Consider the following 25511-nt stretch of genomic DNA (forward strand, 5'->3'; position numbering starts at 1 on the left):
AAAAGACTTTTTCAAAAAATATATAAAAATTTTATATATTTTGCTTGACTTTTTCCCTAAGAGGTTGTAGACTATATATAGAAAGATTATATATAAATATTTTACACAAGGAGGTGGTCCTATGTCTTTCCCCACATCATCGGCTTTGATTGAGTTTCTCATCTTAGCCATCCTTGAAAAAGACGATTCCTACGGTTATGAAATCAGCCAGACAATCAAGCTGATTGCCAATATCAAAGAATCAACACTTTACCCCATTCTGAAGAAGCTGGAGCAAAATGACTGCCTCACGACTTATTCGCAGGAGTACCAAGGACGAAAACGAAAATACTATTCACTCACTGCCTACGGGCATGAACATCTACTCACTCTAAAAGAAGAGTGGCAAACTTATACCACGACCATCAGCGGTATCATAGAAGGGAGCATCCGTCATGACAAGAACCGAGTATCTAGCTGAGCTAGAAAAATATCTAAAAAAACTGCCACGCAAGGACTATGAAGAAACTATGGATTACTTCACTGAGTACTTCGACGAGGTAGGTCCAGAGGGGGAGGAAGCAGCTATTGCTGAGCTAGGCAGCCCTAAAGAAGCAGCCCACGAGATTATGTTGAATCTTTTGGATAAAAAAGTCGAGGAAGATAATCAAGACAGCAGTTCATCAAAAAACACTAAGAACATCGTCCAGATTGCTATCCTATCCATTTTGGCAGCACCCTTGGCTATTCCGCTCTTTATAGTAGCAGCACTTTTGATTATTATTTTCTTCCTCTTAATTTTTAACGTTATTATATTTATGGCTACGGGTGCCTTTGCCTTCTTTATCTTTGGAATCAGCCTGATCTGGGATACTCTAACCCTAGGACTGACGACATCTGTCCCAGCCCTCCTGTTCACCCTAGGTCTCAGTATCCTATCTCTGGGACTGTCAGGCATCTTCTACTCAGGCATTTCTCCTGTTGCTCAGTTTGGCAAGGCCGGCTTTGTCAAACTAGCTCAACTTTTCGCAAAGAAAGGAGCACGTCATGGCTAACATCAAATTTAAAAAACCTCTTTTATCTGCAGCTATTTTAGCCTGTCTCTTTGGTGGAGCCTTGACAACTATCGGCTCCACTACAGGCGGTGTCAACGACTTGGTCAATTCTGCCAAGAGCAAGGTAAAAGTAACGAAAAAAGAAGAAAACTTCTCTGATCTTTCTTCCCTAAATATTAACTTAGTGGCTAGAAACCTCGTCATCAGCGAATCTCCTGATGACAAGGCTCACTTGACCTATTACCAAATCGACGGCAACTATAAGATTGATGGAGACGCGCTTAGAAAAATCACGACAAGTTCTGAAAACGGAAACTTAAACATCAAGGAAGATGGTGCAGACTCCTTCCACATAAGCACTGACATCCGCTCCTTCCACATAAGCACTGGCATCCGCTCCTTACTCAGCTTATTTGACCAAGAATCTCAGGAGAAGCGTACTGTGGAGCTTTCCCTGCCCAAGGGGACCAAGCTTGAGACATTCAGCGGCAGTTCGTCATTAGGAGATGTTACGCTGTCCAATCTATCAGCCAAAAATGCTGACTTCTCTCTATCTCAGGGCTCGTTGACTGTGAATGATGGCCAATTCGCATCTGGTAAATTTAAGAACTCTCTGGGAGAGATTACCATCAATAACAGTCAGATTAGCTCTGGAAAAATCATTGATTCTTCGGGTACCATCACTCTGAGCAACAGCCAGTTCGCATCTGGCGAAATAGCAAACTCTCTGGGAGAGGTCAATCTAAACTCGAGCAAAATCTCCGACAGCACTCTGAAAATCTCAAGCGGCTCACTGAACTCTGAACAGTTGGAATTAGCTGGTACAATCTCTATCACTAACCAACTGGGCGATATTAATCTGCATCTGGTTTCTGGCAGTTTGTCGCAGCTATCCTTTGATCTGAAAACGGATCTAGGTGAAATTGACATCCCTAGCAGTATAAGTGTAGAGCACTCCAAAGGCCATGAACTTGGTGGCTCTGCCATCCGTAAAGTCGAAAATCCGACAACTACACTTACTGCCAGCGTCGAAAGCGGCAGCATTAAGATCAGCGAATAAATCATAGAAAAGAATATATACAATCAGGGAGTCCTCAACAGCTCCCTTTGTTGATAAAAATTCCCGTAATGCCCTAAGATGCTTTACAGGCCTGGGCCTTTGTGCTATGATATTCTATAAAAATTTATCATAAGGAGGTCCCTATGAAAAAACTCGCACCTGGTATGCACATTCGGGTCGTCAGCCCTTCGGCATCAATCGAACACATCGGTGGCTTTGAGGCCAATCTAGCCGCCAAGGAGCGCTTGGAAAAGCTGGGTTTTATCGTGTCTTTTTCGGAGCATTATCTGGAAAATGATATACTAGGCTCTGCCTCCATCGAAAGCCGCGTGGAAGACATTCATGCTGCCTTTTCGGATGACTCCGTTGATGCTATTCTGGCCACCATCGGCGGTTTCAACTGCAATGAGCTCCTGCCCTATCTGGACTTTGAATTGATTGCTAGAAATCCTAAGATTTTCTGCGGCTACTCAGACACAACAGCCTTACTCAGCGCCATCTATAGCAAGACCGGCATGAAAACCTATATGGGACCGTCCTACTCCAGCTTTAAGATGGAAACCCTGCAGGACTATCAGACCGAGAGCTGGCTCAAGGCCGTCAGCCAGACTTCTTATGAATTGACCCCTAGTGAAAAATGGGGCGACAATGCTTGGTATCTGCCTGATGCGCCAATGACCTTCCATGAAACTGAGTGGAAAGTCTATCATCACGGACAAGCCCAAGCCACTGTTATCGGCGGTAATCTTTCCACCTTCTCACTCCTGCGTGGCACCCCCTACGCCCCGACAGATGATAACTATGTCCTCTTTGTTGAAGAGGCGGAGGAAGATGATTATGTGGAGTTTGACCGCAATCTAGCTGCCCTCCTTCAGGCCTATCCTAACCCACAGGCCCTCCTCATCGGCCGCTTTCCAAAAGAATGCCAGATGACAGAGGAGCTGCTCCTTTATATCTTGGACAAACATCCGATTCTAAAGACGATTCCCGTCCTCTATGACTTGGACTTTGCTCATACTCAGCCACTCTTTACCATCACCATCGGTGCTCAAGTGACCGTGGATACGGAGAAGATGTTGATTAAGATAGATGAGTAAGGCATATCATAATTACTGTGGAGGTAGTAAAATGTCAGCTCATAAATGGTTGTTTTTTGACATTGGCTCTACTTTGATTGATGAAAAAGAAGCCTATCAAGATAGAATTAGGAGAGCAATTACAGGGACAAATATTAACTACGATATTTTTTATGCTCGTATGGTTGAACTGTTTAAAGAAGGCAAAAAGGGAGACTTGGAGACAATAAAAGAATTTAACTTAGAACGTCCCATTTGGAACTCTAATTTGGAGAAATTATACCCAGATGCCCAAGTGGTCTTAAAAGAATTGCACAACCGATATAAAATCGGAATCATCGCCAACCAACTACCTGGCCTAAAAGAACGTTTGAAAAAAATGGGACTATATCAATGGATTGATTTAGTTGTCTCTTCTGCAGAGCTCGGACTTGCCAAGCCTTCCCCTGCCATTTTCACTTTAGCTTTAGAGAAAGCTCATTGCCCTGCTAAACAAGCTATTATGATTGGTGATCGAATAGACAATGATATCATACCTGCTAAAGCACTAGGAATGACAACTATCTGGTTAAAACAAGGTTTTAGTGCTTATTACCAACCCCAACGACTAGAAGAAAAACCTGATTTCACTATAGAAAATTTATCGTCTCTCTTAAGTCTTCTATAAAAGATTACTTTGCAGAAACATAGCTGCATCCCCGTCTTTTTCATAAATTAATAAGGCAGTTCAAATTGAACTGCCTTATTTTCTTATCGTCCACCAAAACCGCCTTGGCCGCCCGGGGCACCGCCGCCACCGGGTCCACCAGCGCCAGGTCCGTCGGCTGTGATTTCTGTTCGGCTTTCACCATTGACCGTGATGGTACCGCCAGTGTAGGTAGCTGTTCCGTCAAAGTCAAAGGCAGATACCGTAGAAGTAATGTCTAAGTTTCCTCCTGACATAATAACATCGCCGTTGGAGTCGATAGCGTCTGTATCACCTTCACCGACCTCGACCTTGATATCGCCACCGGTAATCTTGATAAAGATATCAGCGCCAGTCACATCACTAGCTGCATTGATACCATCATCCGTCGCATAAAAGTCCAGCTTGCCGCCGTTAATGGTAACATTGGTTCCTTCCAGAGCTTCTACACTCTTGGAAACTGTAATCGTCCCACCATCAATCAAAGCGATATTGCTAGCATGTAGACCATCATCACCAGCATTAATCGTGATGGTGCCGGACTGGATATAGAGATTTCCCAGAGAAGTATCTTCATCATTGTCCGCGTGGATAGCATCTTCTGTCGCTGTGATATCGATAGTAGCGTCCTTGATATTAATGGCTGAAGCTGCTGACAGACCATTCTTAGCTGCCTTGAGCGTATAAGTGCCACCTGTCACCCGCAAGGTCTGCTCAGACTTAATCGCTGTTTCATACTTGCCGTCAACTGTCAGGCTTCCAGAACCATTGAGAGTCAGATCAGAGTTACTATAGATAGCTGCATCTGCATCCGTATTGCTATGATTTGATGAGTCTGAGATGGTGTTTTGGCTGCCGTCAGCCAGAGTTAGGCTTGTTTTACCCGCATTTTCTACTAGAATAGCTGCGTCTGTCCCGCTCATGGTTACACCATTTAGGACGATTTGAACCTTGTCGCTATCACCTGCTTTGACGACAATCTGCACATTTTCACTCGTTCCAGAAACGACATAGGTCCCAGCCTTTGAGATTGTCACAGTCGAGCCGGAGACACTAGCCCCGTCACCAGAGGTCTTGGCACTGGATCCACTCAAGCTGATAGTCGTCGCCTTAGACTCATCATAAGAAGCGTCTGAGTCCTCTGAGGCAAAGTAATCAGAAGTATTGGTTTTAGTCTGACTGGTGCTTGTAGCATTAGCAGCCTGGGTGTTGCTTGAAGTTGTAGAACTGCTGGCGTTTGAGCTGCATGCTCCTAGAACTGCTGTCATCAAGACCAGTGGAATCATCAATTTAATTTTTTTAAGGGTTGATTTTGATTGTTTCATTTTTCTTTTCCTATCTTTTTTATTTGCTGCTGATACAGTTTGCTTTTTTGTAAGCAAAGCCGTATTTGGAGAAAGAGCTTGGAGACAGCTGGTAGCGATCCATGATCTCGCTCAGCCATAGCGGACAAGCTTCTGGAATCTTAACTTCCATAATGACGTGATTGGCTGGCAGGAGATGATCCCCATGGCGACCAGCCAAGAGACTCAGATCATAAGGGCGGTAGGTCAGGTCGTGATCAAAGGTAATCCGAATCCGCTCATCCTCAATCCCCTTCATAGAATAACGATTGTAGCCGATATACATCATAGGCTGAATATGGCCAAAACGCTGGGTCAGCCAGGCCATTTCCTTATCTATCTGAAGGTCAGTCAGCTGACTGTAATCACCGTCCAGATAGGCTTCTGCTGTCAGCAAATCTGCTGCAAGCCGGCGTTTGGTGACCAGATCTTCTGTCTTTTTCTTGATTTCCAAAAAGACTTGACTATCCTCAGTCGGATGCTCTTGATAAGTCCGCAAACGCACCTTCTCATCAAAGCAAGGATTTTCCAAGGACTCACGAATAAGCTGATAAGATGGCGTATCGTAGTAGAGATTGTTAATGGTCGAATAAGCTCGCTCATCCTCCACCAGATAGCCTTCAAACTCTAGCAATAAATTCAATAAGGTTTCCTTGGAAATGATATATTTGGTTTCAAAGCGCTGAAAATGATGTTGAAAAAATTTTTCTGCCATGGGCTTCTCCCCTCTCTATCTTTCTTGAATGTAATGCAATTTTAAAGATGAAAACTTAAAAGAAAGATAAAGAAAACTTAAAGAAAACAAAACATCTCCCTTTTCAGGAGATGTTGATGAGAGAAAAAGTAAACGAATTACAGATAGACTTTTCATCTACATTTTTACAGATTCATAAGAATAAGAACCCTAAGCTAGCTGTTTTTTATCTGTTCGATAGCCCAGAGTACCAAGTGCCATGAAAAGAACTAAAACAAAAGCAAGGAAGAGGACCTGACTACCAATTTGACCATTCATGGAAATCGTTTGGCGCAAGCCCGATACAGAATAGCTCATTGGTAGCCAAGGGTTGATAACTTGGAAAATCTTACTAGTCAGCTCCAGCGGATAGGTTCCTGCACTAGAAGCCAGCTGTAAAAGCAAAAGAATCAGAGAAGCAAAGGCGCCGAGCTTGCTATCCCAAGTAACCAAAGCCGTCACAAGAGCCATAAAGGTCATGCTGGCTAGGACAATCAAACCAAGGGTTGCCCACTCATGGTTTGCAGATAAGCCTATCAAGTGCACAGCACCATAGACCAAAACACCCGCCACAACAGAAATGACTCCATTTACCTCTATACGGGCCTTCAGCCAGTCTCGTCTCGTCTTAGGTTCTTCCCCTGATGGAAGTGCGCTAAAGATGATATTGGTTGAAATAGCCGCCACAAATAAAGCTACTGAAATCATATATGGCGCCATCCCAATGCCGTTTTTCTCTACCTTGTTCTCATCTGTCTTGCTCAGCGTCAGAGGATCTGCCAGAGTTTTTGCATTGTCTTCCTTAGTAGAAACAGTCGACAATTTATCGCCTGCATCTGAGAGGCCATTGGACAAATCGCTCGTTCCCACAGTAAGTTTAGAGAGATTATCTGTTAAAGCACTGCTGCCATCAGCCAGCTTCTCTGTGCCACTCGCTAATTGATTGGTTCCATCTGCTAATTTCCCGAAACTAGAGGTCAATTCTGGAGATTTGTCTGTTAATTGGGCTGCCCCGTTTGCTAATTTTGTTGTATTTGCTAGCAAATCAGGATTCTTACTTGCCAAAGCTGATGTCCCCTCAGATAGCTGACCGACTGCATTGGTATAACTTGTCACCCCTTGTTCCAATTGTGTCGCGCCAGTCGTTAGTTTCTCATTTAGGGTATCTACACCTGCGACTAGTTGATTGGCTCCTCCACTTGCTGAACCGAGGCCAGTACTCACCGTTGATAAGCCATTATAAAGGCCATTGATCATGTTAGCTGCCTGTGGCAGAACTTGATTTGACGCACCTTCTAACTGACTAAATTTTGTTTGACTAGCGCCTTTTATCGTTTCAAGAGAAGCCCTCATTGTATCGATTTCTGATAAAATTGTCTGAGCAGATTGGTCACTTCCCGCTTGACTAGCACCGACTGCTGCATCAATCTCAGCCTTAGCCTCACTAGAAAGGCCTTGATAAGCACTGGTCCCTTGGACACTCGCCAAAGCTGCGGCCTTGGCATCTTGATTATTATTGATAATGGCCTGAGCGGATGCTGCTATGCTAGTCAGTGAAGCCTCAATGCTGTCTGTCGATACTGCTGAGTCACTTGCTGCAGCTTGAATACTAGCATTCAACTGAGTCAAGCCAGTTGCCAAATCATTCACGTTTTGCTGGTTGTTAGCTAAGGTTGTATCTACCGATGACTTTAATGTAGCCAAGCCAGTATTCAGATTCGTTACACCTGTTGATAAGGCCTGAACTCCATCTCCTGACTGAGTAAGCTGTTGGACTCCACCCAATAAGTCTGCTGATCGACCCGACAGCTGATTTGCACCTGCGGCCACAGTACTTACACCATTAGCATAAGTGTTTATCCCATTTGACAAACTACCCAGTCCAGACGATACTTGTGCAACACTCCCAGTATAAGTCTGTAGTCCTGTGTTAAATTGAGCTGCACCGGACGATAATTTGCTCGTAGCTTGATTCAGAGTTCTTAAGTTATCTGCAATTGTCTGACTGCCTGAACCTAGTTGTTGGCTGCCAGATGCTAATTGCTGAGCACCATCGGATGCCTTCACCAAGCCAGTTTTTAGATCTCCCATATTCTTAAATAAGGCGCTTGTATAAGTATCCGTCACATTTTGCGCCACCGTCTGCTTCAAAGAAGTCATGGCTGAATCACTCATCTTACCAGCAATAAAACTGTGGCCGCTAGACGTTTGATAGTCAATCTTCATTTGCTGAGGATTATCAGTCAAAATACTGGCTGCACGTTCAGATAAATCACTTGGAAGCGTCACAACCATGTAGTAATCACCCTTTTCCAGACCATTTTGAGCATCTTCTTTACTGACGAAGTGAAAATCCAGATTTTTATTTTCCTTGAGGCTGGAAACAACATCCTCGCCTATAGACAAGGTCTTACCACTAGCAGTTACAGCTTTATCCTGATTGACGACCGCCACTGGCAAGTCCGATACCTTTCCATACGGATCCCACATGGAGCTCAAGAAAATAACATTATACAAGGCAGGAATCAAAGAGACCCCTAACATCACAATGATAAAAGCCGGCTTTTTTAAAATAGCTTTCCATTCTCTTAACATGTCTACCTCCTAAAATTAGACACAGTGTCCAAATTTCAATAAAATTGATTATACACCAATCGAAAAATTATTACAAGTTTATTATTTAAAAATTGGACACCGTGTCTAATTTTGTTTGAAAAGATTGCTGGGAAGCGGAATAAGTTAGCCCTACTGTCTTTAATCCCTGAATAATCTGTAAACAAAAGGTATTTTCCCATAGGTAAGTACACAGAAAATCAGTATTATGTTAGAATGATAAGCGAGGTAAATGGAGTCAAGCATCGAGATCTTAACTTGACGGTACGGTTCCATGTGAAACACTGCTGCCAGCAGATGCCTCACATCACAATAGCTCAAGTCAGATTGAGCATAGTAAAGAAAGGTTTAAGACAATGAAAAAAAGAACACCATTTAGCTTATTTGCTCTAGTTGCAGCACTATTTCTGCTGTCAGCCTGCCGTTTCCTTGTACCATCTAACTCAGAATCAACCACTCGCTCTTCTAATTCAGATAAATCAGGAAAAAAAGTTAGTTTAAAGGATTCCTCAAGCTCATCAAAGCAATCTTCCAAAAGCAAAAGCAGCTCCTCTAGCAGCAGTAGTTCTTCCAGAAGTTCTAGTAAAGAAAATAGTAGTTCTAGTAAGGATATAGAAAAAACCACAGATGGTCTTCCAGAAGATGCCGATCATGCTAAGAAAGATAAAATTTATGCGACTGGCGATGCCAAGGTTTATTACCAATCCTATGAATCTGGCGGTTTTGAAGCTCAAATTCCTGAATTTAAAGGATATACCCAAGAAAAAGTTAAAAGTATTCTCGGCGAACCAGAAAAAATAAGCACCGATCTCGCTTCTGAATATGAAGCCTTCCAAAACAAAGAATTAGAAAATCTTAAAAGACTGGTTCAGGAGCAAAAAATAAGTACCGAACAAGCGCGTGCTTTCTTAGCGGGTGTAGTTGACATTGCTCAAGCATCAAGATTACAAAATACCTACACAATTTACTCTTATAAAAATGAACAAATTTCTATTATCTTCTCACAGGAAGGCGAGCTACTTTACGTCACTCCTGACCCTGACTACCTCTACTTCAAATAATGTTCTGAACGACAGCCGAGACTTTACTTCAAGCCTCGGCTTTATTATTTTACCAGTCGATTTAGCCTAATTAAGATAAAATTTTGACTATCTATGCTTAATTCCGGAATTTAACTCTTTTCCACTGGAAAAACATTTGATATAATAGTACACGGAGAAAAAGAAAAAGTAGTTTGCTATGATAGTTATTATCTTGAAGAGCAGACTGAGGCTTAGCCTCAAAGGGAGATTTTATGTTAGAAAGCAATAAACGCCGAAAAACCAAGGCTATTATTGAAAGAGCCATGGTTTCACTACTGCATAAGCAGTCCTTCGACCATATCACTACTGTCCAGTTAGCTCAAGCTGCTGGCATCAGCCGTAGTAGTTTTTATACTCACTACAAGGACAAGTACGATATGATTGAACGTTATCAGCAAAACCTCTTTCATCAGTTGGGATATATTTTTGAGAATAATCAAGAAGATGTTCAAACTGCGATTACAGAGGTCTTTCAGTTCCTCCAGCTAGAGCCACTCTTGGCTGCTCTTTTGACAGAAAACGGCACGAAAGAGATTCAAAATTTCCTGCGCCATAAGCTGCAGGTGATGCTGGCGGATAGTCTGCAGGACCGTTTTAGTAGACGTGTTTACAATCATTTTGAAAAAGAATACAGCAGGGTCTTTCTTGCCAATGCCTTCTTTGGTGTCTGCCAAATGTGGATTGCTAGAGGAAAAAAAGAAAGTCCTGAACAAATAGCAGAATTTCTTTTGAAAATGCTGTAAGAAGTTGCTGGAACCCAATGGGTTCCAGCTCTTTTCATATTTTGAAAAATTATACAGGGTGTACAAAACCTCTTTTGGTTCTGTACACCCTATTTTTCTTATATTATAATTTCATAGCCAGCATATTGACTGTCATACCAGCTGCCGTTCCCATCAGAGCGATGGTGTCCCCTTCCTTGACTAGATTGCGCTCCAGAGCATAGCAGAGAGAGAAGGGCACTGCTACTGACACCATATTACCATAGTCTTGCACAATATTAAGGTATTTATCATCAGGAATACCCAAGCTGCGCATGACCATTGGCAGAGCCCGACTCGCCTGATGCGGAATGATATAATCCAAGTCAGATAGGCTGAGACCACTCTTTTCCTTAAACTCTTTAAACATTTCCGGAATTTTTCTGGCAGAGAGCAAGAGTATCTTCTTACCATTCATGTCAAACATGTAGTGAGTCTTGGTAGCATCCGAATACTCCTTAGGCTGAAAAGATGTCAAACCACCGCGAATCTCTGTATCATGAGCTCCCTCAGACCACGTCCGCTGCAGACTGGAGATGACCCCTCTTTCTTCCTCTGTTGCTTCAAAAATCAAAGCTGCTGCTCCGTCACTGAACAACTCAAAACTTTCTTTCTGATTGGGATTAAGCCCTAAGCTTCCAACCTCACTAGATACGATGAGGATCCTATGATACTCACCAGCCTCCAACAAATGAGACATGAGACTCAAAGCCGAGATAAAGCTGGTGCAAGTCGTATTGATATCCATGGCTGGAATGGACAAGCCCTTGGCTACCAACTCATGAATCAGAGCAGCGGTACAAGGAATAGGCTGAACGCCCACCGCACTGGCTGACACGATACAATCGATGTCTTTGATTGTCAAGCCCGCTTGCTCTAAGGCTTTTTCAATCGCCTTAACAGCCATAGAAAGCTGGGTTTCTTCATTTTCCACCACCCGATACCGAGTCTGATCCTTAAAAGTCACGGTATTTCTAGGTAGATGCGTACCGTAACCAACTATCTTTATATGATTCTTTACTGCTGTCATATTAAACTCCTTCTTGTCAGACTTGGGGCTTCTCGGCAGCTGGGTAAACTGCCAAAGCACTTGAGCCACCAATTCATATGTTTTCCAAATTGGGGCATTCTTAAGCCCGATAGATGCGTTTCAACTTACGGCTTCTGTCCCGCTGGTAATCTTCAAAAGAAATAGCCGGTATAAGAAAGTCTTTATCACTTGCCAAGTTTTGAAACTGCTGGACAAGCTCGTCTTCTCGCTGCTGACTACGATGTTCGATAGCAATGGTCAGCGAGTAGTCCTTTTTCTGAGCGACTTGATATTCTCCAATCCCATCAACCAAGAGCAGACAACGGCGGATAAAGTCTGGAAAGACCTCCACCGACTGACCTGCAGCATTTTCAAACATGAAAATATCATCCGACCGGCCCTCAATCCTATCAATCCGTGTAAAGACCGAACCGCAGGGGCAAGGTTCAGGATTTTCTACCAAGATATCATTCAACTCATATTGAAAAATTGGCTGAGAAGTCCGCTTGAAATCCGTAATAATTGGGTAAAAGCGCCTATCATCCAAGTAGTTCTTATCTACATGGACAATATCTTCGTTTAGATGAAGATTCCCATGGACACAAGTGCAAGCTAGAAAGCCCTCGGTCGCTTGGTAGACCTGGTCCACCTTTTTCAGACCAAATCCTGCTTGAATCCTCTGCCGATCCGGCTCTTCCAAAATTTCTGCCACTGATACGACTTTGCTAGGAGCAATCTGCAAATTTCCCACTTGGACTTGTTTTGCCAGCTCCAAGAGCATTGATGCTGGCGCTACCAAAATCGTTGGCTGGTAAGCATTCAAACGCTCTACATGCTCTTCGGCTCCCTGAAAAGTATCAAAATACTCCAGAGAAATCAAGCCTGAATTGACAGTCTGATAGAGTTGGTTATCCGCCCGAAGAAAGAAGGCTATTTTATGTCCAAAGAGTTTGCCTTTAGGCAGCATCTTGGCCAAGATGGCTGCCGCCCACATACTGCGCTCCTTTTCAGTGGTAACAAATAAACCTCGGTGACCAGATGTTCCTGAAGACAGGCCGACAGCGATTTCTCCTATCATGGGACTGAAATCACGTGTCCGCTCACTCTCTAGGGCCAAAGCTAGCAACTCATCACGATCCAGTCCCTGAGTATTGAGCTCATTGAAATGCTCCATCATAAAAGCCTTATTCATCTTAAAATCTGCTGGAATACCTGATTTAAAATAAGGTGATTCCTGTTGCAGAAATTCCCGATAGGCTGCTAAAGCCTTGATTTGATAGCATTCCAAGGCCTGTCGATCCTTAAATCGATACCCCCAGCGCATGACGCTAAAGGTTTTTAGAAATGTTCCTAGTTTCATACAAAATCTGCTCCGCTCTCTCAGCCGGATCATGACTGACTAGCACCTGATAGCCAACAGCAAGCAACTGCCGTAGCAAGGCCACACCGGCCATGTATTCTTCCTTACTATCTTGGATGAGTGACGGCAAGAGACGCATCTGCTCCGTATAAGGCAACAGATCCACGCCCCAGCACAAATCAGCTCCGATAAACAGATGATAATCTGGCAAAAAGAGACAAGCTTGACCAGCAGCATGCCCATCAACTGAGGCCAGATATATACTGCCATCGCCAAACAAGTCAACTGTCTTGCGATATAGGAATGCTGCTTGGACCTGCTGAGGTTCCACCACTTCCAACCGACTCTCAAAATCCTGCGGAAGAAATTCCTTGAAAATCAAATCCTTCAGTTTGGCATGCTGATACGTTTTGAAAACGGTCTTGGTCAGAATGAAGCGGGCCTTGGGAAAGAAAGCGGCTCCGCCGATGTGATCTGGATGCAAGTGCGACAAGATGACATAAGAAATATCTTCTGGCGCAATTCCTTTTTGCTCAAGCAGACGATCTACACGCTCCTCTTCTGACATATCAACAGGCGTTCCCAGACCATAGAGCCAGTATTTGAAGTTGGGTTTCAGAATAGCTGGAGAATAGCCAGTGTCGTAGAGGATATAGCCTTTCTCACGATGCTTCAAGAGGAAAACGCCAGCTGGAAAAATCATTTTTTTCTTGGCAACTCCCTTAAACATCTGCTGCAAGTGACTGCTGCAGCGTCCAGGCTGAAGATACTCAATTTTCTCGATAATGTTGGACATATTTTGCAATCCCTTCACTGATTGTCAACTTGGGTTGATAGCCCAAATCCCTTACTGCTGCTGATATATCCAGCGTTTGACTATAACGCATTAAGTAATAGGTGTAAAGAGTCAGCGGTGGCTCTTTTTCAATATGAAAGAAGCGATAAAAGCTTTCAAATCCCTGTGCCAGAATACCTAGAAAAGCAGCAGGCAACTTAACATAACGTTTACGAACCTGTAAACCATCTAAAGCTTCATCCAGCATATCCTTGAAACTACGGGATTCTCCGTTGGTAATGTTGTAAACTTGTCCTTGCGCTTCTGGAATTTCCAAAGCCAGACGAACAGCCAAGGCCACATTTTCCACACAAGTCATGTCCATCATTTGCTGACCATTTCTTATGAGTGGAATCGCCAGTTTTTGGCTCAAGCGCAGAATCCTAGGAAAGATACTGGTATCTCCAATACCAAAAAGCCCTCTAGGGCGCAAGATAACCGATGGAACTTGAGGATAACTTCGGACAATCCGCTCAGCCATGAGCTTGCTTTTGATATAGAAATTCAGCTCATTCTCCTGAGGAGCAGCCTCTTCTTTAATAGCCAGTTGGTCACGCGCGGCAGCATAAACACTCGGAGAGGAAATATAGACCAGTCTTTGTACTCCAAAATGTCGGCAAGCTTCCATAACCAGCTTGGTTCCTACCACATTGGTCTGATAAAACTGCTCCCAGGGTCCCCAAATCGTTGAGAGGGCACCAGCATGCACCACTGCATCCACTCCTTCGCAGGCTGCAAAAATTTCTTCTTCTCTGGTAAAATCTCCAGCAAAAAACTCTACTAAAGGACCTTCTAACTGCCGGCCAGCCTTCAGATTACGACCAAAAGCCCGCACCTGATAGCCTTGTTCAGCTAGCTCTTCTACAACATACTTTCCTAGAAAGCCAGTCGCTCCTGTCACTAGAACCTTCATCGCTACTCCTTTCATACAATTTTCTGTTTGTGTCTTGTCCCCATTATACACCATTTCAGCAAATCTTCCGTAAAAAAGCTGGAAAAAATCTTTACAGAGTGTCTCACCTGATTGGATAGGAGCAGAAAGAAATCACCCAATTTCTGAAAAACAGCTGCCTCTTTTCGACCTATTCTTAGTTAGAATCAGGTTTATTAGTTCATTGAGAGTATAAAAAAGAAGCCGGGAAACCGACTTCTGAACAAATACAAATTAAAGCATTTTGTTGTAGAATTCAACGATAAGTGCTTCGTTGATTTCTGGGTTGATTTCATCGCGCTCTGGAAGGCGAGTCAATGAACCTTCTAATTTTTCAGCATCGAATGATACGAATGCTGGACGTCCAAGAGTTGCTTCAACAGCTTCAAGGATTGCAGGCACTTTCAATGATTTCTCACGAACTGAGATCACTTGACCTGGAGTTACGCGGTATGATGGGATATCAACGCGTTTGCCGTCAACAAGGATGTGACCGTGGTTTACGAATTGACGAGCTTGACGACGAGTAGTCGCAAGACCAAGACGGTAAACAACGTTATCCAAGCGACGCTCCAAAAGAAGCATGAAGTTGAAACCAAGGATTCCTTCTTTGATTTTTGAAGCTTGAACAAACAAGTTACGGAATTGTTTTTCACCTACACCGTAAGTGAAACGAAGTTTTTGCTTTTCAGCCAATTGCAAACCGTATTCTGACAATTTGCTGCGGTTGTTTGGTCCATGTTGACCAGGTACATAGTTGCGGCGAGCCAATTCTTTACCTGTACCAGTAAGAGAAAGACCCAAACGACGAGCTTGTTTCCAAGATGGTCCTGTATAACGTGACATAAAAATGTCCTCCTGTAAAATATTTTCGAGGAAATAGTCACTTAGAAAGCCCTGATTCGTGCAGAACATTTTCGCCCAAACAGCTAAGGCTACTTTTATAGCTGATGTTCTGTTGACGAGCTCCATGCTTTCCTGCTGCTATTTCACACAAGGGCTATTGTACCATGAATAAAGTCAAAAGTAAAGGGACTTATGCAAAAAATCAAGCCAAAAGGCTTGATTTAGGTTGTTTCTTGAAAGCAAAGGAATTCCGACAGTTGCTTCACACTCCCAAAATCTTCAAAATCTCCTGCTTGTATCGTAACTTCTGCAGTTCCTTATCCTCACTGTCTGACCAAGTCAGTTGGAGATCTGCAACGATTTGCCCAGGGCGATTTTTCAGAATATAGATATGGTCACTGAGAGCCAGAGCTTCCTCGATGCTATGAGTGATAAGGAGAGTCGTCAGACCCAGCCTACGATGAATGTCCAGATACCAAGCGTGCAGCTCCATCTTGGTCAACTCATCCAAGGCACTAAAGGCCTCGTCCAGAAGAAATAGCTTGTGGCCGAACATATAGGTCCGCAGCAGAGCTACGCGCTGCCGCATCCCCCCACTCAGCTCATGTGGATACTTGTCTGCCACATCAAAGAGCCCGAACTCCTTCAAAATCTGGGTTGCCTGCTCCGTCGCTTCCTTTTTGGATACTTTTCGGATTAAGAGGGGCAAGATGATATTGCCTAGAACCGTCTTGTGCTCCAGCAGCAAGTCCTTCTGCAGCATATAACTCACCCGGCCCTTAGGATTTTCCTGCCCATCTAGGACAATCCTGCCCGACTGGACCTCCAAAATCCCCGCAATCAGATTAAAGAGGGTCGTTTTCCCGACTCCACTAGGCCCCAAAATCGCTACGACCTGGCCTGCTTCTACCTGTAGGCTGATATCTTTCAAAATCTGCTGCTCATCATAAGCATAGCTTACATTTTCAAGTTTAATTTCTGTCATTATTTTATATAATCGTTGCTAAATCCCTTGTCACTCAAGTCATTGTCTACGATACCCTTATCCTTGGCCCATTTGTAAAAGGCATTCCAACGGCTAGCCTCAAACTGACCCCACTTGTCCTTATCCGATGCATATTGCTCAGACAGATATTTTTGAGAAGCCAAGACAAAGTCACGCTTGTTTTTCAACTCTGGCGCATGCTTGATTAAAATATCTGCTGCTTCTTCAGGGTGCTCCATGGCATATTGATAACCCTTCTTAATAGCCTGCAGGACCTTTTTCGCCTCGTCCGGATTCTTCTTGAGATAGTCATTATTAGCAATGATGACAGGAGAATAATAGTCAAACTCCTTGACATAGTCCTTCATATAAAAGAAATTAGTGTCCATGCCCTGAGTCTCTGCCATGATACCATCCCAACCATGATAAATCCACGCTGCATCAAACAAACCATTTTCAATCGGCGTAATAGAGTTGGAATCGTTGTTGGGAACTTTTTCCACTTCATCAAACTGGCCGCCTTGGCTTTCAACCAAAGTTTTGAGCATGCCTAGCTCCACTGGATCATTCCAGGTGCCATATTTCTTACCAGCCAGATCCTTAGGACTTGTAATACCTGCAGACTTCTTAGAAATAATGCCTGAAGTATTATGCTCTACAATGGCCGCAACTGCTGTGATTTCTGCGCCCTTATCCAGTTTTTTAGCCATAGAGTCCTGGAAGTAAATACCAAAAGGTGCCTTGCCGTTGATAATCAAATCCGAACTGCTATCTTCAGGCGGCAACTTGATATCCACATCCACTCCTGCTTCCTTGAAGTAGCCCTTTTCTTGAGCTACATAAAGGCCAGTATGGTTGGTGTTAGGTGACCAGTCTAGGATAAAATCAATTTTTTTATCCTTGCTTTCAGATGTAGATTTCGACTGACCGCAGGCCGCTAGGCCGATAATTGACACAGCAGCCAAACCTGCCAACAAGACTTTATAACTTTTTTTCATCATTATCCTCTTTTCTTTCTTTGGAAAATAGCAGAGCTGAGCTACTATTTCCACTTGATGACATATTTTTCACTGACAGCCACCAGCTTCATCCCCAGAAGACTGATGACCGAAACCAATATGATAATAGCAAACATGGTGTCGTACTGGAAAAGTTTCTTAGACTGAATCATATAAACACCCAAGCCTTCGAAACCGCCCAGCCATTCGGAAACTACGGTCGTGATAAAGGCATAGGAAACACTGACGCGCAAGCCAGCATAGAAATAGGGCAAACTAGCTGGAATCTTAAAATGCCAAAGAATCTGCCAGCGATTGGCTTGCATAAGCTCAAAGAGAGTCATAGTATCCCGATCACAATGCCGAAAACCGTCCAGAATACTGACGATAATCGGAAAAGTCGTCGTCAGAATAATGAGCACAATCTTGGGCAAAATCCCATAACCCAGCCAGAGAACCAGAATTGGCGCTAAAGCAATGGTTGGAATCGTCTGCACCACGACCATCATGGGGTAGATTAGATCATTGAGCCAGCTCATACTGTCCATGAGTATAGCTAGTATACAGGCCAAGATGACGCCCAAGACTAAACCCAGCAAGGCTACTTTTAAAGTCGCCCAGCTATGACTTGCTAGAAAGCCAGCATCTCTGATAAAGGCCTGACCGATTTCCAGAGGTGTCGGCAGGATAAACTTGGGCAAGAGCTTGAGCCAGCCCATGACCTGCCAGATGACAAGTACACCCAGCATACCTAAGAGACCGATTTGCTGTCGCATCAGCCTTTGTAGTGCTTTCATTAGAACGATTTTCCTCCCTTCCTGCATTTTGGTGCTGCAATTCTTCAAGATATCACCATCGATAAAGATGATAAAAGAAAAGGCCTTTTCCGTATATGGAAAAGGCGCACAAATACCACTTTTTTTCGGTATGATTCCTACGCTGGCATTACCCAGATCAGGTGCGGTCGAAGCTTACACTTCCTCTCAGACTGTACACAGACTCCCATATATAGAACTATGATAGCGCAATCATCAGCAAATGTCAAGGTTGAAGCTTGGACTCACTCCTTTTCAACGATAAGTGAAGCAAACGATCATCAATCAGTCAAACTTCCCTTTCGCAGCCAGCAAAGTCTCCATAGCCCTGATATTCTCTGTCTCGCTTGTGGATAAGATGGTTTCAAAGCCCAATTCAGCTGCCGTATCTAAGTTAGCCTGAATATCATCAATGAAGACGGATTCCACTGGATCCAGACCATATTTTTTCAACAGCTTGTGGTAAATCTCTACTTCTGGCTTGACGACACCGACCTCTGAGGAAAGGATATAGCCCGACAGCAGTGGGTAAATGGGCAACAAACCAGCTTTTTCAATATGATAAAAAATCTCACAAGTGGTTGACAAGATATAGATTCGATAACCTTGATCAGACCATAGCCGAATCCTTTCCTGTAAACCACTGTAAACATGCACAACCTCATACCAATGATAAAAGATATTCTTAACGGCAGAATGATAGGAAGCATCTAGCTGAGTCTGGACTCCCTCACAGGCATCTTTCAAACTCAGCTCCCCCTTGTCTGTCTGATGCCAGACACCTGACTCAAAAATGGCCTGCCTAAGAACCTGCCGCCGCTCTTTCTCAGGTTCAAAATATGTCAAGATTTTCTCAGAATTCCATTCAATTAAGACATTGCCCAAATCAAAAACCAAATTTTTAATCATGATGACCACCTGTTTTCTTTGCTTATCATCCTCTATATACGTCGATTTGACTGAGGAATTGCTTCAAATATAAGTAAAAAGGCCCACTGGACCTTTCTATTCATCAAAATAACGGATGAGGTTCTTTTCTGTCAAAATGTCAGAATAAGTATAAGACTCCACATAGGTATTGGAGATTTCCCCTGGCTGACCGCCTTCATTGGAATATTCCACGATAAACAAAGACGGATAGACTTCAATCAGACGGCCTTGCTTGCTTTTTTGGCGCTTACGACCGTTTTCCAGCGTCATCTCAACGATTTGTCCTTCATGCGCCTTGATATCTTCTTTGATTTTTTTCATTTTTGCCACATCTGTAAATGCATCACTCATCTTTATTCGTCCTCTCTTTTGGAAATACTTGAGAATTTATTATACTCTTTCTGGAAAATTAACTCTACTGTACCACGCGCTCCACTCCGGTTTTTCTCGATAATGACTTCAACCTTGTTATTGGGAATGCCTTCTTCCTCCTCACCGGCTCGATCATAATAATCATCCCGGTAAAGGAAAGCAACGATATCCGCATCCTGCTCAATGGAACCTGATTCCCGAATATCAGACAGCACCGGTCGTTTATCCTGCCGCTGCTCCACGCCACGCGAGAGCTGACTCAACGCAATGACCGGCACCTTGAGCTCCTTCGCCAAGATTTTCAACTGTCGGGAAATTTCCGAAACTTCTTGTTGGCGGTTTTCACGACCAGTTCCTGTAATCAGCTGCAGATAGTCAATCAAGACCAGCCCTAAATTGCCCGTTTCCTGAGCCAGTTTTCGAGCCCGCGAGCGAATCTCTGTAATCCGAATCCCTGGTGTATCATCGATATAGATACTAGCATTGGCCAGATTAGCTGTCGCAATGGTATATTTTTGCCACTCTTCATCTGTCAGTTGCCCCGTACGAATGGAATGAGAATTAATCACCCCTTCTGAAGCCAACATCCGGTCCACCAAGCTCTCCGCCCCCATTTCCAGAGAGAAAATAGCTACAGTCTTATCCAGCTTGGTTCCGATATTTTGAGCGATATTAAGGGCAAAGGCCGTCTTTCCGACCGCTGGCCGAGCCGCCAAAATGATTAATTCTTCCTCATGCAGACCAGTCGTCATCTTGTCCAGCTCACGATAGCCAGTCGCAATCCCAGTGATATCTGACGTCTGCAGAGATCGAGCCTCCAGATTGCCAAAGTTAAGGTTCAGCACATCACGGATATTTTTAAAGCCACTGCGGTTGGCTGTTTCACTGACATCAATCAGAGCTTTTTCAGCTCCGGCAATAATTTCCTCTGACAGACGGTCACCATCGTAGGCTTGATTGATAGACTCTGTCAGACGCGAAATCAGCCGCCTTAGAATGGCCTTTTCTGCAACGATTTTAGCATAGTATTCAGCATTGGCAGATGTTGGCACAGAATTGACCACTTCCACCAAGTAGCTGAGACCACCGATATTCTGCAAATCACCCTGACTGTCCAAAATATTGCGAACCGTCGTTGCATCAATGGCATCACCGCGGTCAGCCAAGTCAATCATAGCCTTGAAAATCAAGCGATTGGCATACTTAAAGAAGTCAGCAGGCTCGATATACTCACGAACAAAGACCAGTTTGCTCTCATCAATGAAAATGGCTCCTAAGACGGACTGCTCCGCTAAAATATCCTGAGGCTGAGCTCGGAGTTCATCAATCTCTGCCATCGGTAAATCCTTCCTTCAAATCACTATTATCCTTCTTTAACCCGCAAACGAATCACCCCAGTTATATCCTGATAAATTTTCACTGGAACATCTATCAGACCAATGGAGCGAATCGGTGAGTCCACCTTAATGTGACGTTTGTCAATTTTGATGCCAAACTGCTTCTGCAGCTCTTCTGCTATTTTCTTACTGGTAATAGAGCCAAAGGTGCGGCCATCCGGACCAACTTTTTCAGTAAATTCAACAATAGTAGCTTCTTCTGCTAACTTAGCTTTAATAGCTTGAGCTTCTGCCACTAGTTCTGCGTGAGCTTTTTCTTCGGACTTTTGCTTACCGCGCAGTTCACCGATAGCCTGCGCTGTTGCTTCCTTGGCTAAATTTTTCTTAATCAGAAAATTTTGAGCATAGCCAGTCGGCATTTCCTTGATTTCGCCTTTTTTGCCCTTGCCTTTTACATCTGCTAAAAAAATTACTTTCATCCTTTTTTCTCCTCGTCTATTATTACTTCCTCTTTAATGACTTGGTCCATAATTTCTTGATTCAGCGACTGAAGGACCTCAGAAACTGTTTTGCCTTCAATTTGAGCTGCCGCCAGATTAAAATGACCGCCACCGCCCAGCTTTTCCATAATTCGCTGAACATTGATCTTGCTGCGACTGCGAGCCGAAATAGACACATAGCCTTTGGTATTCTTGCTTACAACAAAAGTGGCTTCAATTCCTGACATAGAGAGCATGGTATCAGCTGCCTTACTGATGACAACTGTATCATAAGTGTTCTCTTCTGGACCAGCTGCTACAATGACATTAGGCAAAATCTTCTTGCCGTTTAAAATCAGCTCATTAATCGCACGATATTCCTCAAAATTCGTAGCGGAAATGTCCTGAATCACAACACTGTCACTGCCCCGAGTCCGTAGATAGCTGGCCACATCAAAGGTCCGACTGGTGACCCGAGATGAAAATCCTTTAGTGTCAAGCATGATACCTGCCATGAGAATGCTGGCTTGCATCTTACTGAGACGGTTCTTTTTAGAATTCTGGAACTGAATCAGCTCCGTTACCAATTCACTGGCACTACTAGCCCCACTTTCGATATAGGCAATCACAGCATTTTCCGGAAAGTCTTCATCACGGCGATGGTGGTCGACTACGATAATCTGACTGAATTGATCAAAGAAATCCTTAGACAGAGTCAGAGATATCTTGGAGTGGTCAACCATAATCAAGAGCGAACGATTGGTCACCATATTTACTGCTTCAGAAAGCGGCACCAGATAGTCAGCCCCTTCCTGCTGAAGCTTTGTAATGGAGCGCTCAATGTCAGAAGCCATCTGGGACGGATCATAGACCACATAAGCTTTCTCAATGATATTACTGGCAAAGAGCTGCATACCAAGAGAAGAACCCAAGGCATCCATATCCAGATTTTTATGTCCGACTATAAAGACCTGATCCACACTCTTAATCTTATCAGAGATCGCAGTCATCATAGCTCGAGTACGGGTGCGCGTCCGCTTAACAGCTGACGCCGTTCCTCCACCAAAGAAGATTGGATTCATGTTGTCATTATTTTCTTTGACGACAGCCTGATCCCCACCCCGAACTTCAGCTAAGTTGAGGTTAAGCAGGGCTACCCGACCGATTTCATCATGATTGCCATCGCCATAAGAAAAGCCCATACTGAGTGTCAGCGACAGCTCTCGATTTTTAGCTTCCGTACGGAATTGGTCGATGATAGAAAATTTATTTTCCATCAGCTGTTCCAGCACCGTGTAATCTGTAAAAAGATAGAACCGATCCATGCCAACCCGACGATAAAACATGTGAAACTGCTCAGAAAATTCTGCTACGAAGTTGGCCACAAAGCTATTGATATGACTGATATCTGTGTCAGAAACGACATCTTCCAAATCATCATAATTATCCACCGAGATAATCCCGATCACCGGGCGCGTTGTTACCAGACCAACGGTAGCTTCGTATTCATTGGATGCATCAAAAAAATAAAACACACTGGATGCACGGTCCAAGTAAACCGAATATTTCTTGTCTCCAACCGTAGCATAATGACCAGAGTCTGAATAAGCAGCCTTCATGATATTCTTGAGCATATCAGCATCAAAATCACCATCTTCGGTTGTAAAAATCAGTTCTGCATATGGATTAAACCACTCTACATCACCATTATCTTCACTGATTTTAATGACACCAACTGGCATCTTATCCAGCAAGGAAGCGAGGCTTCCTTCTGCTTGATGATTGACATAATGAATCTGCTCAATCTCATCTAGCTCGGATACTCTCTGTTGCTGGATAAAAAGCACAATCAAAAGAGCCAGCACAAGCATAAGAGCAGCTAGCATGGCCAAACTATCACCAAAAAGCCTCAGACAGATGGCTAAGATTATAAAGGAAATTAGACCTGCCATCGCCAAGTGAATTGGGGCAAAACGAAATTTTTTCATCATAGACCTCTTATTCCGCCATTTTACCATAAATCCTAGAAAAAAGCGAATTTCTCCCAATAAGTAAAGCATTTAAGAAGGGTAAAGGAAGCGAAAAATAGTCTTTCAAAGTTTACAATCTTGTCAACCCCTTGTAAATTTACACAAAAAGGCTGCTTCCCAAAGGAAACTCAGCCTTTTACAAGAGTTACTTCGCTTGATTTTTAGAAATGCTTCTGGACTTGCCTTCTAAGTAAACCATCAAAATAGAAATATCTGCTGGATTGACACCAGAAATACGACTTGCCTGACCAATCGTTTCTGGATTAATTTTCTTGAACTTTTGCCGCGCTTCTGTCGCAATCGAATCAATATCATCCCAGTCAATATTAGCTGGAATCCGCTTCTCTTCCATACGCTTCATCTTTTCAACCTGATCGAGAGCTTTAGAAATATAGCCTTCGTACTTAATCTCTGTTTCAATTAGCTCGATAATCTTCTCATCAAGCTCCTCTGCAGCCGGACCAATGAACTGAGCCACATCTTGGTAAGACACTTCCGGACGCCGCATAAATTCTTTGGCAGTTACTGCATCCGTCAGAGGCTTAAAGCCAAGCGCTTCTACCTTAGCGTTTGTTTCCTTAACAGGCTTTAGTTTGATAGATTCCAAACGCTTCATCTCATTATCAAATTGATTCTTTTTAATCTCGAAACGAGCCCAGCGCTCATCATCTACAAGACCAATTTCCCGTCCCATCTCTGTCAAACGTATATCAGCATTGTCATGACGGAGAATCAAACGGTACTCAGCTCGACTAGTCAAGAGGCGATAAGGTTCAACGGTCCCCTTGGTCACTAAATCATCAATCATGACTCCAATGTAACCATCACTGCGCTTCAAGATTAACTCCGGCTTACCTTGGATTTTCAAGGCCGCATTAATCCCAGCGATAATCCCTTGACCTGCAGCTTCTTCATAACCAGAAGTTCCATTGGTCTGACCTGCTGTAAAGAGCCCTGAAATTTTCTTGGTTTCCAAGGTTGCCCGCAACTGGTGGGGCATGATCATATCGTACTCAATGGCATAGCCTGTCCGCATCATCTCAGCATTTTCTAGACCCTTGATAGAGTGAACCAAGTCCTTTTGTACATCTTCTGGCAGACTGGTTGACAGCCCCTGCACATAAACTTCTTCCGTATCACGCCCCTCAGGCTCTAAGAAAAGCTGGTGTCGTTCCTTATCCGCAAAACGGACGATTTTATCCTCAATAGACGGGCAATAGCGAGGGCCCACACCCTTGACTACTCCTGAAAACATAGGCGCCCGATGCAAGTTATTTTGGATGATTTCATGACTTTCCGCATTGGTATAAGTCAACCAACAAGGAACTTGATCTTTCACATAGTCCTCATCACGAGACGTGTAAGAGAAATGATTGGCCTTTTCATCACCTGGCTGAATCTCGGTCACATCATAATTGATAGATGACGCCTTGACACGCGGTGGCGTTCCTGTCTTAAAACGACCAATTTCAAAACCTAGGTCTCGCAGGTTATCAGCCAAAGGAATGGCTGCCAGACTGTGATTAGGACCAGATGAATACTTTAGATCACCAATGATAATTTCTCCCCGCAAGGCTGTTCCAGTCGTAACAATGACGGCTTTAGCCGCATACTCCTGATGGGTCGCTGTCTTAACCCCAATTACCTTACCATCTTCTACCAAGATTTCATTAATCATAGTTTGCCGCAAGGTCAGATTTTCTTGATTTTCAACAGTCTTCCGCATTTCTTTGGAGTAGACTTCCTTATCTGCCTGCGCCCGAAGAGCCCGAACTGCAGGTCCCTTACCCGTGTTGAGCATCTTCATCTGAATATAGCTCTTGTCAATATTCTTGGCCATCTCACCACCCAAAGCATCGACTTCACGAACGACAATCCCTTTTGCAGACCCTCCGATAGATGGATTGCAAGGCATAAAAGCCAGCATCTCAATATTAAGGGTTGCCAGCAGAACTTTACAGCCCATTCGACTGGCAGCCAGAGACGCCTCAACTCCAGCGTGGCCTGCCCCAATCACGACAATATCATAACTTTCAGTAAAATTGTGTGTCATTTTCTTTTTCCCTCATTTTTTCACCAAAAAAGGCCAAGTCTCTAGAAGTGCAGGACAAAAAAGCCTGCAACATCCATGAGCTTTGACCATCATAGGTATTGCTTATCTTATTTTAGCAGATTG

Annotated in this window: 24 protein-coding genes; 7 read left to right on the plus strand and 17 right to left on the minus strand. The window is 43.7% G+C overall.

Going from position 1 to position 25511, the window contains the following annotated elements; genetic code table 11:
- Positions 1-121 precede the first annotated feature (121 nt).
- From K4H96_RS06030 to K4H96_RS06050, 5 genes are all read left to right on the plus strand, one after another.
- Complete coding sequence (locus tag K4H96_RS06030; RefSeq protein WP_002913906.1) at positions 122-460, plus strand: PadR family transcriptional regulator; 339 nt, start codon at positions 122-124, stop codon at positions 458-460.
- Positions 435-1034: a DUF1700 domain-containing protein gene (locus tag K4H96_RS06035; RefSeq protein ID WP_023917122.1), complete on the plus strand. Its 600-nt coding sequence runs from the start codon at positions 435-437 to the stop codon at positions 1032-1034. Before K4H96_RS06030 ends, K4H96_RS06035 begins: the two co-directional genes overlap by 26 nt.
- Positions 1027-2094 (plus strand): DUF4097 family beta strand repeat-containing protein, encoded by a 1068-nt coding sequence (locus K4H96_RS06040; RefSeq protein WP_223338061.1) that lies wholly within the window; start codon positions 1027-1029, stop codon positions 2092-2094. Before K4H96_RS06035 ends, K4H96_RS06040 begins: the two co-directional genes overlap by 8 nt.
- Before the next feature lie 143 nt (positions 2095-2237).
- Positions 2238-3191, plus strand: coding sequence for a S66 family peptidase (locus tag K4H96_RS06045; RefSeq protein ID WP_223338060.1), 954 nt, complete (start codon positions 2238-2240; stop codon positions 3189-3191).
- Positions 3184-3837: an HAD family hydrolase gene (locus K4H96_RS06050; protein WP_223338059.1), complete on the plus strand. Its 654-nt coding sequence runs from the start codon at positions 3184-3186 to the stop codon at positions 3835-3837. Before K4H96_RS06045 ends, K4H96_RS06050 begins: the two co-directional genes overlap by 8 nt.
- Positions 3838-3920: 83 nt before the next feature.
- Here K4H96_RS06050 and K4H96_RS06055 read toward each other — a convergent pair whose 3' ends face one another.
- The 3 genes from K4H96_RS06055 to K4H96_RS06065 all read right to left on the minus strand — a co-directional run bounded on the left by K4H96_RS06055 (position 3921) and on the right by K4H96_RS06065 (position 8526).
- Positions 3921-5180 carry a carbohydrate-binding domain-containing protein gene (locus K4H96_RS06055; RefSeq protein ID WP_223338058.1) on the minus strand — a complete coding sequence of 420 codons (1260 nt, stop codon included), beginning with the start codon at positions 5178-5180 and terminating at the stop codon, positions 3921-3923.
- Between the two features lie 19 nt (positions 5181-5199).
- A complete protein-coding gene (locus tag K4H96_RS06060; protein WP_223338057.1) occupies positions 5200-5913 on the minus strand; it encodes a polyphosphate polymerase domain-containing protein in 714 nt (237 codons plus the stop codon).
- Between the two features lie 189 nt (positions 5914-6102).
- Positions 6103-8526 carry a YhgE/Pip domain-containing protein gene (locus tag K4H96_RS06065; protein ID WP_223338056.1) on the minus strand — a complete coding sequence of 808 codons (2424 nt, stop codon included), beginning with the start codon at positions 8524-8526 and terminating at the stop codon, positions 6103-6105.
- A gap of 374 nt (positions 8527-8900) precedes the next feature.
- Between K4H96_RS06065 and K4H96_RS06070 the strand changes: the two genes are divergently transcribed.
- Both K4H96_RS06070 and K4H96_RS06075 read left to right on the plus strand, forming a co-directional pair.
- On the plus strand, positions 8901-9605 hold the full coding sequence (locus K4H96_RS06070) for a DUF4947 domain-containing protein (protein WP_002907588.1): 705 nt from the start codon (positions 8901-8903) through the stop codon (positions 9603-9605).
- Between the two features lie 233 nt (positions 9606-9838).
- Entirely contained in the window at positions 9839-10369 is a 531-nt protein-coding gene (locus tag K4H96_RS06075; RefSeq protein WP_002894223.1) for a TetR/AcrR family transcriptional regulator, read from the plus strand.
- A gap of 103 nt (positions 10370-10472) precedes the next feature.
- On the opposite strand, the gene K4H96_RS06080 is transcribed toward K4H96_RS06075, so the two are convergent.
- The 14 genes from K4H96_RS06080 to mnmG form a co-directional block, all read right to left on the minus strand.
- Positions 10473-11417, minus strand: coding sequence for a 3-oxoacyl-[acyl-carrier-protein] synthase III C-terminal domain-containing protein (locus K4H96_RS06080; protein ID WP_002894224.1), 945 nt, complete (start codon positions 11415-11417; stop codon positions 10473-10475).
- A gap of 100 nt (positions 11418-11517) precedes the next feature.
- Positions 11518-12777 (minus strand): F390 synthetase-related protein, encoded by a 1260-nt coding sequence (locus tag K4H96_RS06085; RefSeq protein ID WP_049547775.1) that lies wholly within the window; start codon positions 12775-12777, stop codon positions 11518-11520.
- Positions 12746-13573 (minus strand): MBL fold metallo-hydrolase, encoded by an 828-nt coding sequence (locus K4H96_RS06090; protein ID WP_223338055.1) that lies wholly within the window; start codon positions 13571-13573, stop codon positions 12746-12748. The genes K4H96_RS06085 and K4H96_RS06090 overlap by 32 nt, the downstream gene beginning before the upstream one ends.
- A complete protein-coding gene (locus tag K4H96_RS06095) occupies positions 13548-14579 on the minus strand; it encodes an NAD-dependent epimerase/dehydratase family protein (RefSeq protein WP_223338054.1) in 1032 nt (343 codons plus the stop codon). Before K4H96_RS06095 ends, K4H96_RS06090 begins: the two co-directional genes overlap by 26 nt.
- A gap of 198 nt (positions 14580-14777) precedes the next feature.
- Entirely contained in the window at positions 14778-15389 is a 612-nt protein-coding gene (rpsD, locus tag K4H96_RS06100; protein ID WP_002899562.1) for a 30S ribosomal protein S4, read from the minus strand.
- Between the two features lie 262 nt (positions 15390-15651).
- Positions 15652-16374: an ABC transporter ATP-binding protein gene (locus tag K4H96_RS06105; RefSeq protein WP_223338053.1), complete on the minus strand. Its 723-nt coding sequence runs from the start codon at positions 16372-16374 to the stop codon at positions 15652-15654.
- A complete protein-coding gene (locus K4H96_RS06110; protein WP_032913036.1) occupies positions 16374-17372 on the minus strand; it encodes an ABC transporter substrate-binding protein in 999 nt (332 codons plus the stop codon). Before K4H96_RS06110 ends, K4H96_RS06105 begins: the two co-directional genes overlap by 1 nt.
- 44 nt (positions 17373-17416) lie before the next feature.
- On the minus strand, positions 17417-18196 hold the full coding sequence (locus tag K4H96_RS06115; RefSeq protein ID WP_223338083.1) for an ABC transporter permease: 780 nt from the start codon (positions 18194-18196) through the stop codon (positions 17417-17419).
- Between the two features lie 276 nt (positions 18197-18472).
- Positions 18473-19096 carry an HAD family hydrolase gene (locus K4H96_RS06120; protein WP_002922853.1) on the minus strand — a complete coding sequence of 208 codons (624 nt, stop codon included), beginning with the start codon at positions 19094-19096 and terminating at the stop codon, positions 18473-18475.
- Between the two features lie 96 nt (positions 19097-19192).
- A complete protein-coding gene (locus tag K4H96_RS06125) occupies positions 19193-19468 on the minus strand; it encodes a Veg family protein (protein WP_002894239.1) in 276 nt (91 codons plus the stop codon).
- A gap of 2 nt (positions 19469-19470) precedes the next feature.
- Positions 19471-20826, minus strand: a complete 1356-nt coding sequence (gene dnaB / locus K4H96_RS06130; RefSeq protein ID WP_002894241.1) for a replicative DNA helicase — start codon at positions 20824-20826, stop codon at positions 19471-19473.
- Between the two features lie 26 nt (positions 20827-20852).
- On the minus strand, positions 20853-21305 hold the full coding sequence (gene rplI / locus K4H96_RS06135; RefSeq protein WP_223338052.1) for a 50S ribosomal protein L9: 453 nt from the start codon (positions 21303-21305) through the stop codon (positions 20853-20855).
- The gene (locus K4H96_RS06140) at positions 21302-23293 is read right to left on the minus strand and encodes a DHH family phosphoesterase (RefSeq protein WP_455710595.1); all 1992 of its coding nucleotides are present in this window, start codon (positions 23291-23293) and stop codon (positions 21302-21304) included. The genes rplI and K4H96_RS06140 overlap by 4 nt, the downstream gene beginning before the upstream one ends.
- A gap of 187 nt (positions 23294-23480) precedes the next feature.
- Positions 23481-25388 (minus strand): tRNA uridine-5-carboxymethylaminomethyl(34) synthesis enzyme MnmG, encoded by a 1908-nt coding sequence (gene mnmG, locus K4H96_RS06145; protein WP_223338051.1) that lies wholly within the window; start codon positions 25386-25388, stop codon positions 23481-23483.
- Between the last annotated feature and the right edge of the window lie 123 nt (positions 25389-25511).

The organism is Streptococcus sanguinis, from assembly GCF_020729765.1.
Taxonomy (GTDB): domain Bacteria; phylum Bacillota; class Bacilli; order Lactobacillales; family Streptococcaceae; genus Streptococcus; species Streptococcus sanguinis_Q.

Bases quoted from the DNA above. Each gene is read 5' to 3' on its own strand.
- K4H96_RS06030 (WP_002913906.1), top strand. From the start codon at position 122: ATGTCTTTCCCCACATCATCGGCTTTGATTGAGTTTCTCATCTTAGCC.
- K4H96_RS06035 (WP_023917122.1), top strand. From the start codon at position 435: ATGACAAGAACCGAGTATCTAGCTGAGCTAGAAAAATATCTAAAAAAA.
- K4H96_RS06040 (WP_223338061.1), top strand. From the start codon at position 1,027: ATGGCTAACATCAAATTTAAAAAACCTCTTTTATCTGCAGCTATTTTA.
- K4H96_RS06045 (WP_223338060.1), top strand. From the start codon at position 2,238: ATGAAAAAACTCGCACCTGGTATGCACATTCGGGTCGTCAGCCCTTCG.
- K4H96_RS06050 (WP_223338059.1), top strand. From the start codon at position 3,184: ATGAGTAAGGCATATCATAATTACTGTGGAGGTAGTAAAATGTCAGCT.
- K4H96_RS06055 (WP_223338058.1), bottom strand. From the start codon at position 5,180: ATGAAACAATCAAAATCAACCCTTAAAAAAATTAAATTGATGATTCCA.
- K4H96_RS06060 (WP_223338057.1), bottom strand. From the start codon at position 5,913: ATGGCAGAAAAATTTTTTCAACATCATTTTCAGCGCTTTGAAACCAAA.
- K4H96_RS06065 (WP_223338056.1), bottom strand. From the start codon at position 8,526: ATGTTAAGAGAATGGAAAGCTATTTTAAAAAAGCCGGCTTTTATCATT.
- K4H96_RS06070 (WP_002907588.1), top strand. From the start codon at position 8,901: ATGAAAAAAAGAACACCATTTAGCTTATTTGCTCTAGTTGCAGCACTA.
- K4H96_RS06075 (WP_002894223.1), top strand. From the start codon at position 9,839: ATGTTAGAAAGCAATAAACGCCGAAAAACCAAGGCTATTATTGAAAGA.
- K4H96_RS06080 (WP_002894224.1), bottom strand. From the start codon at position 11,417: ATGACAGCAGTAAAGAATCATATAAAGATAGTTGGTTACGGTACGCAT.
- K4H96_RS06085 (WP_049547775.1), bottom strand. From the start codon at position 12,777: ATGAAACTAGGAACATTTCTAAAAACCTTTAGCGTCATGCGCTGGGGG.
- K4H96_RS06090 (WP_223338055.1), bottom strand. From the start codon at position 13,573: ATGTCCAACATTATCGAGAAAATTGAGTATCTTCAGCCTGGACGCTGC.
- K4H96_RS06095 (WP_223338054.1), bottom strand. From the start codon at position 14,579: ATGGTGTATAATGGGGACAAGACACAAACAGAAAATTGTATGAAAGGA.
- rpsD (WP_002899562.1), bottom strand. From the start codon at position 15,389: ATGTCACGTTATACAGGACCATCTTGGAAACAAGCTCGTCGTTTGGGT.
- K4H96_RS06105 (WP_223338053.1), bottom strand. From the start codon at position 16,374: ATGACAGAAATTAAACTTGAAAATGTAAGCTATGCTTATGATGAGCAG.
- K4H96_RS06110 (WP_032913036.1), bottom strand. From the start codon at position 17,372: ATGAAAAAAAGTTATAAAGTCTTGTTGGCAGGTTTGGCTGCTGTGTCA.
- K4H96_RS06115 (WP_223338083.1), bottom strand. From the start codon at position 18,196: ATGCAGGAAGGGAGGAAAATCGTTCTAATGAAAGCACTACAAAGGCTG.
- K4H96_RS06120 (WP_002922853.1), bottom strand. From the start codon at position 19,096: ATGATTAAAAATTTGGTTTTTGATTTGGGCAATGTCTTAATTGAATGG.
- K4H96_RS06125 (WP_002894239.1), bottom strand. From the start codon at position 19,468: ATGAGTGATGCATTTACAGATGTGGCAAAAATGAAAAAAATCAAAGAA.
- dnaB (WP_002894241.1), bottom strand. From the start codon at position 20,826: ATGGCAGAGATTGATGAACTCCGAGCTCAGCCTCAGGATATTTTAGCG.
- rplI (WP_223338052.1), bottom strand. From the start codon at position 21,305: ATGAAAGTAATTTTTTTAGCAGATGTAAAAGGCAAGGGCAAAAAAGGC.
- K4H96_RS06140 (WP_455710595.1), bottom strand. From the start codon at position 23,293: ATGAAAAAATTTCGTTTTGCCCCAATTCACTTGGCGATGGCAGGTCTA.
- mnmG (WP_223338051.1), bottom strand. From the start codon at position 25,388: ATGACACACAATTTTACTGAAAGTTATGATATTGTCGTGATTGGGGCA.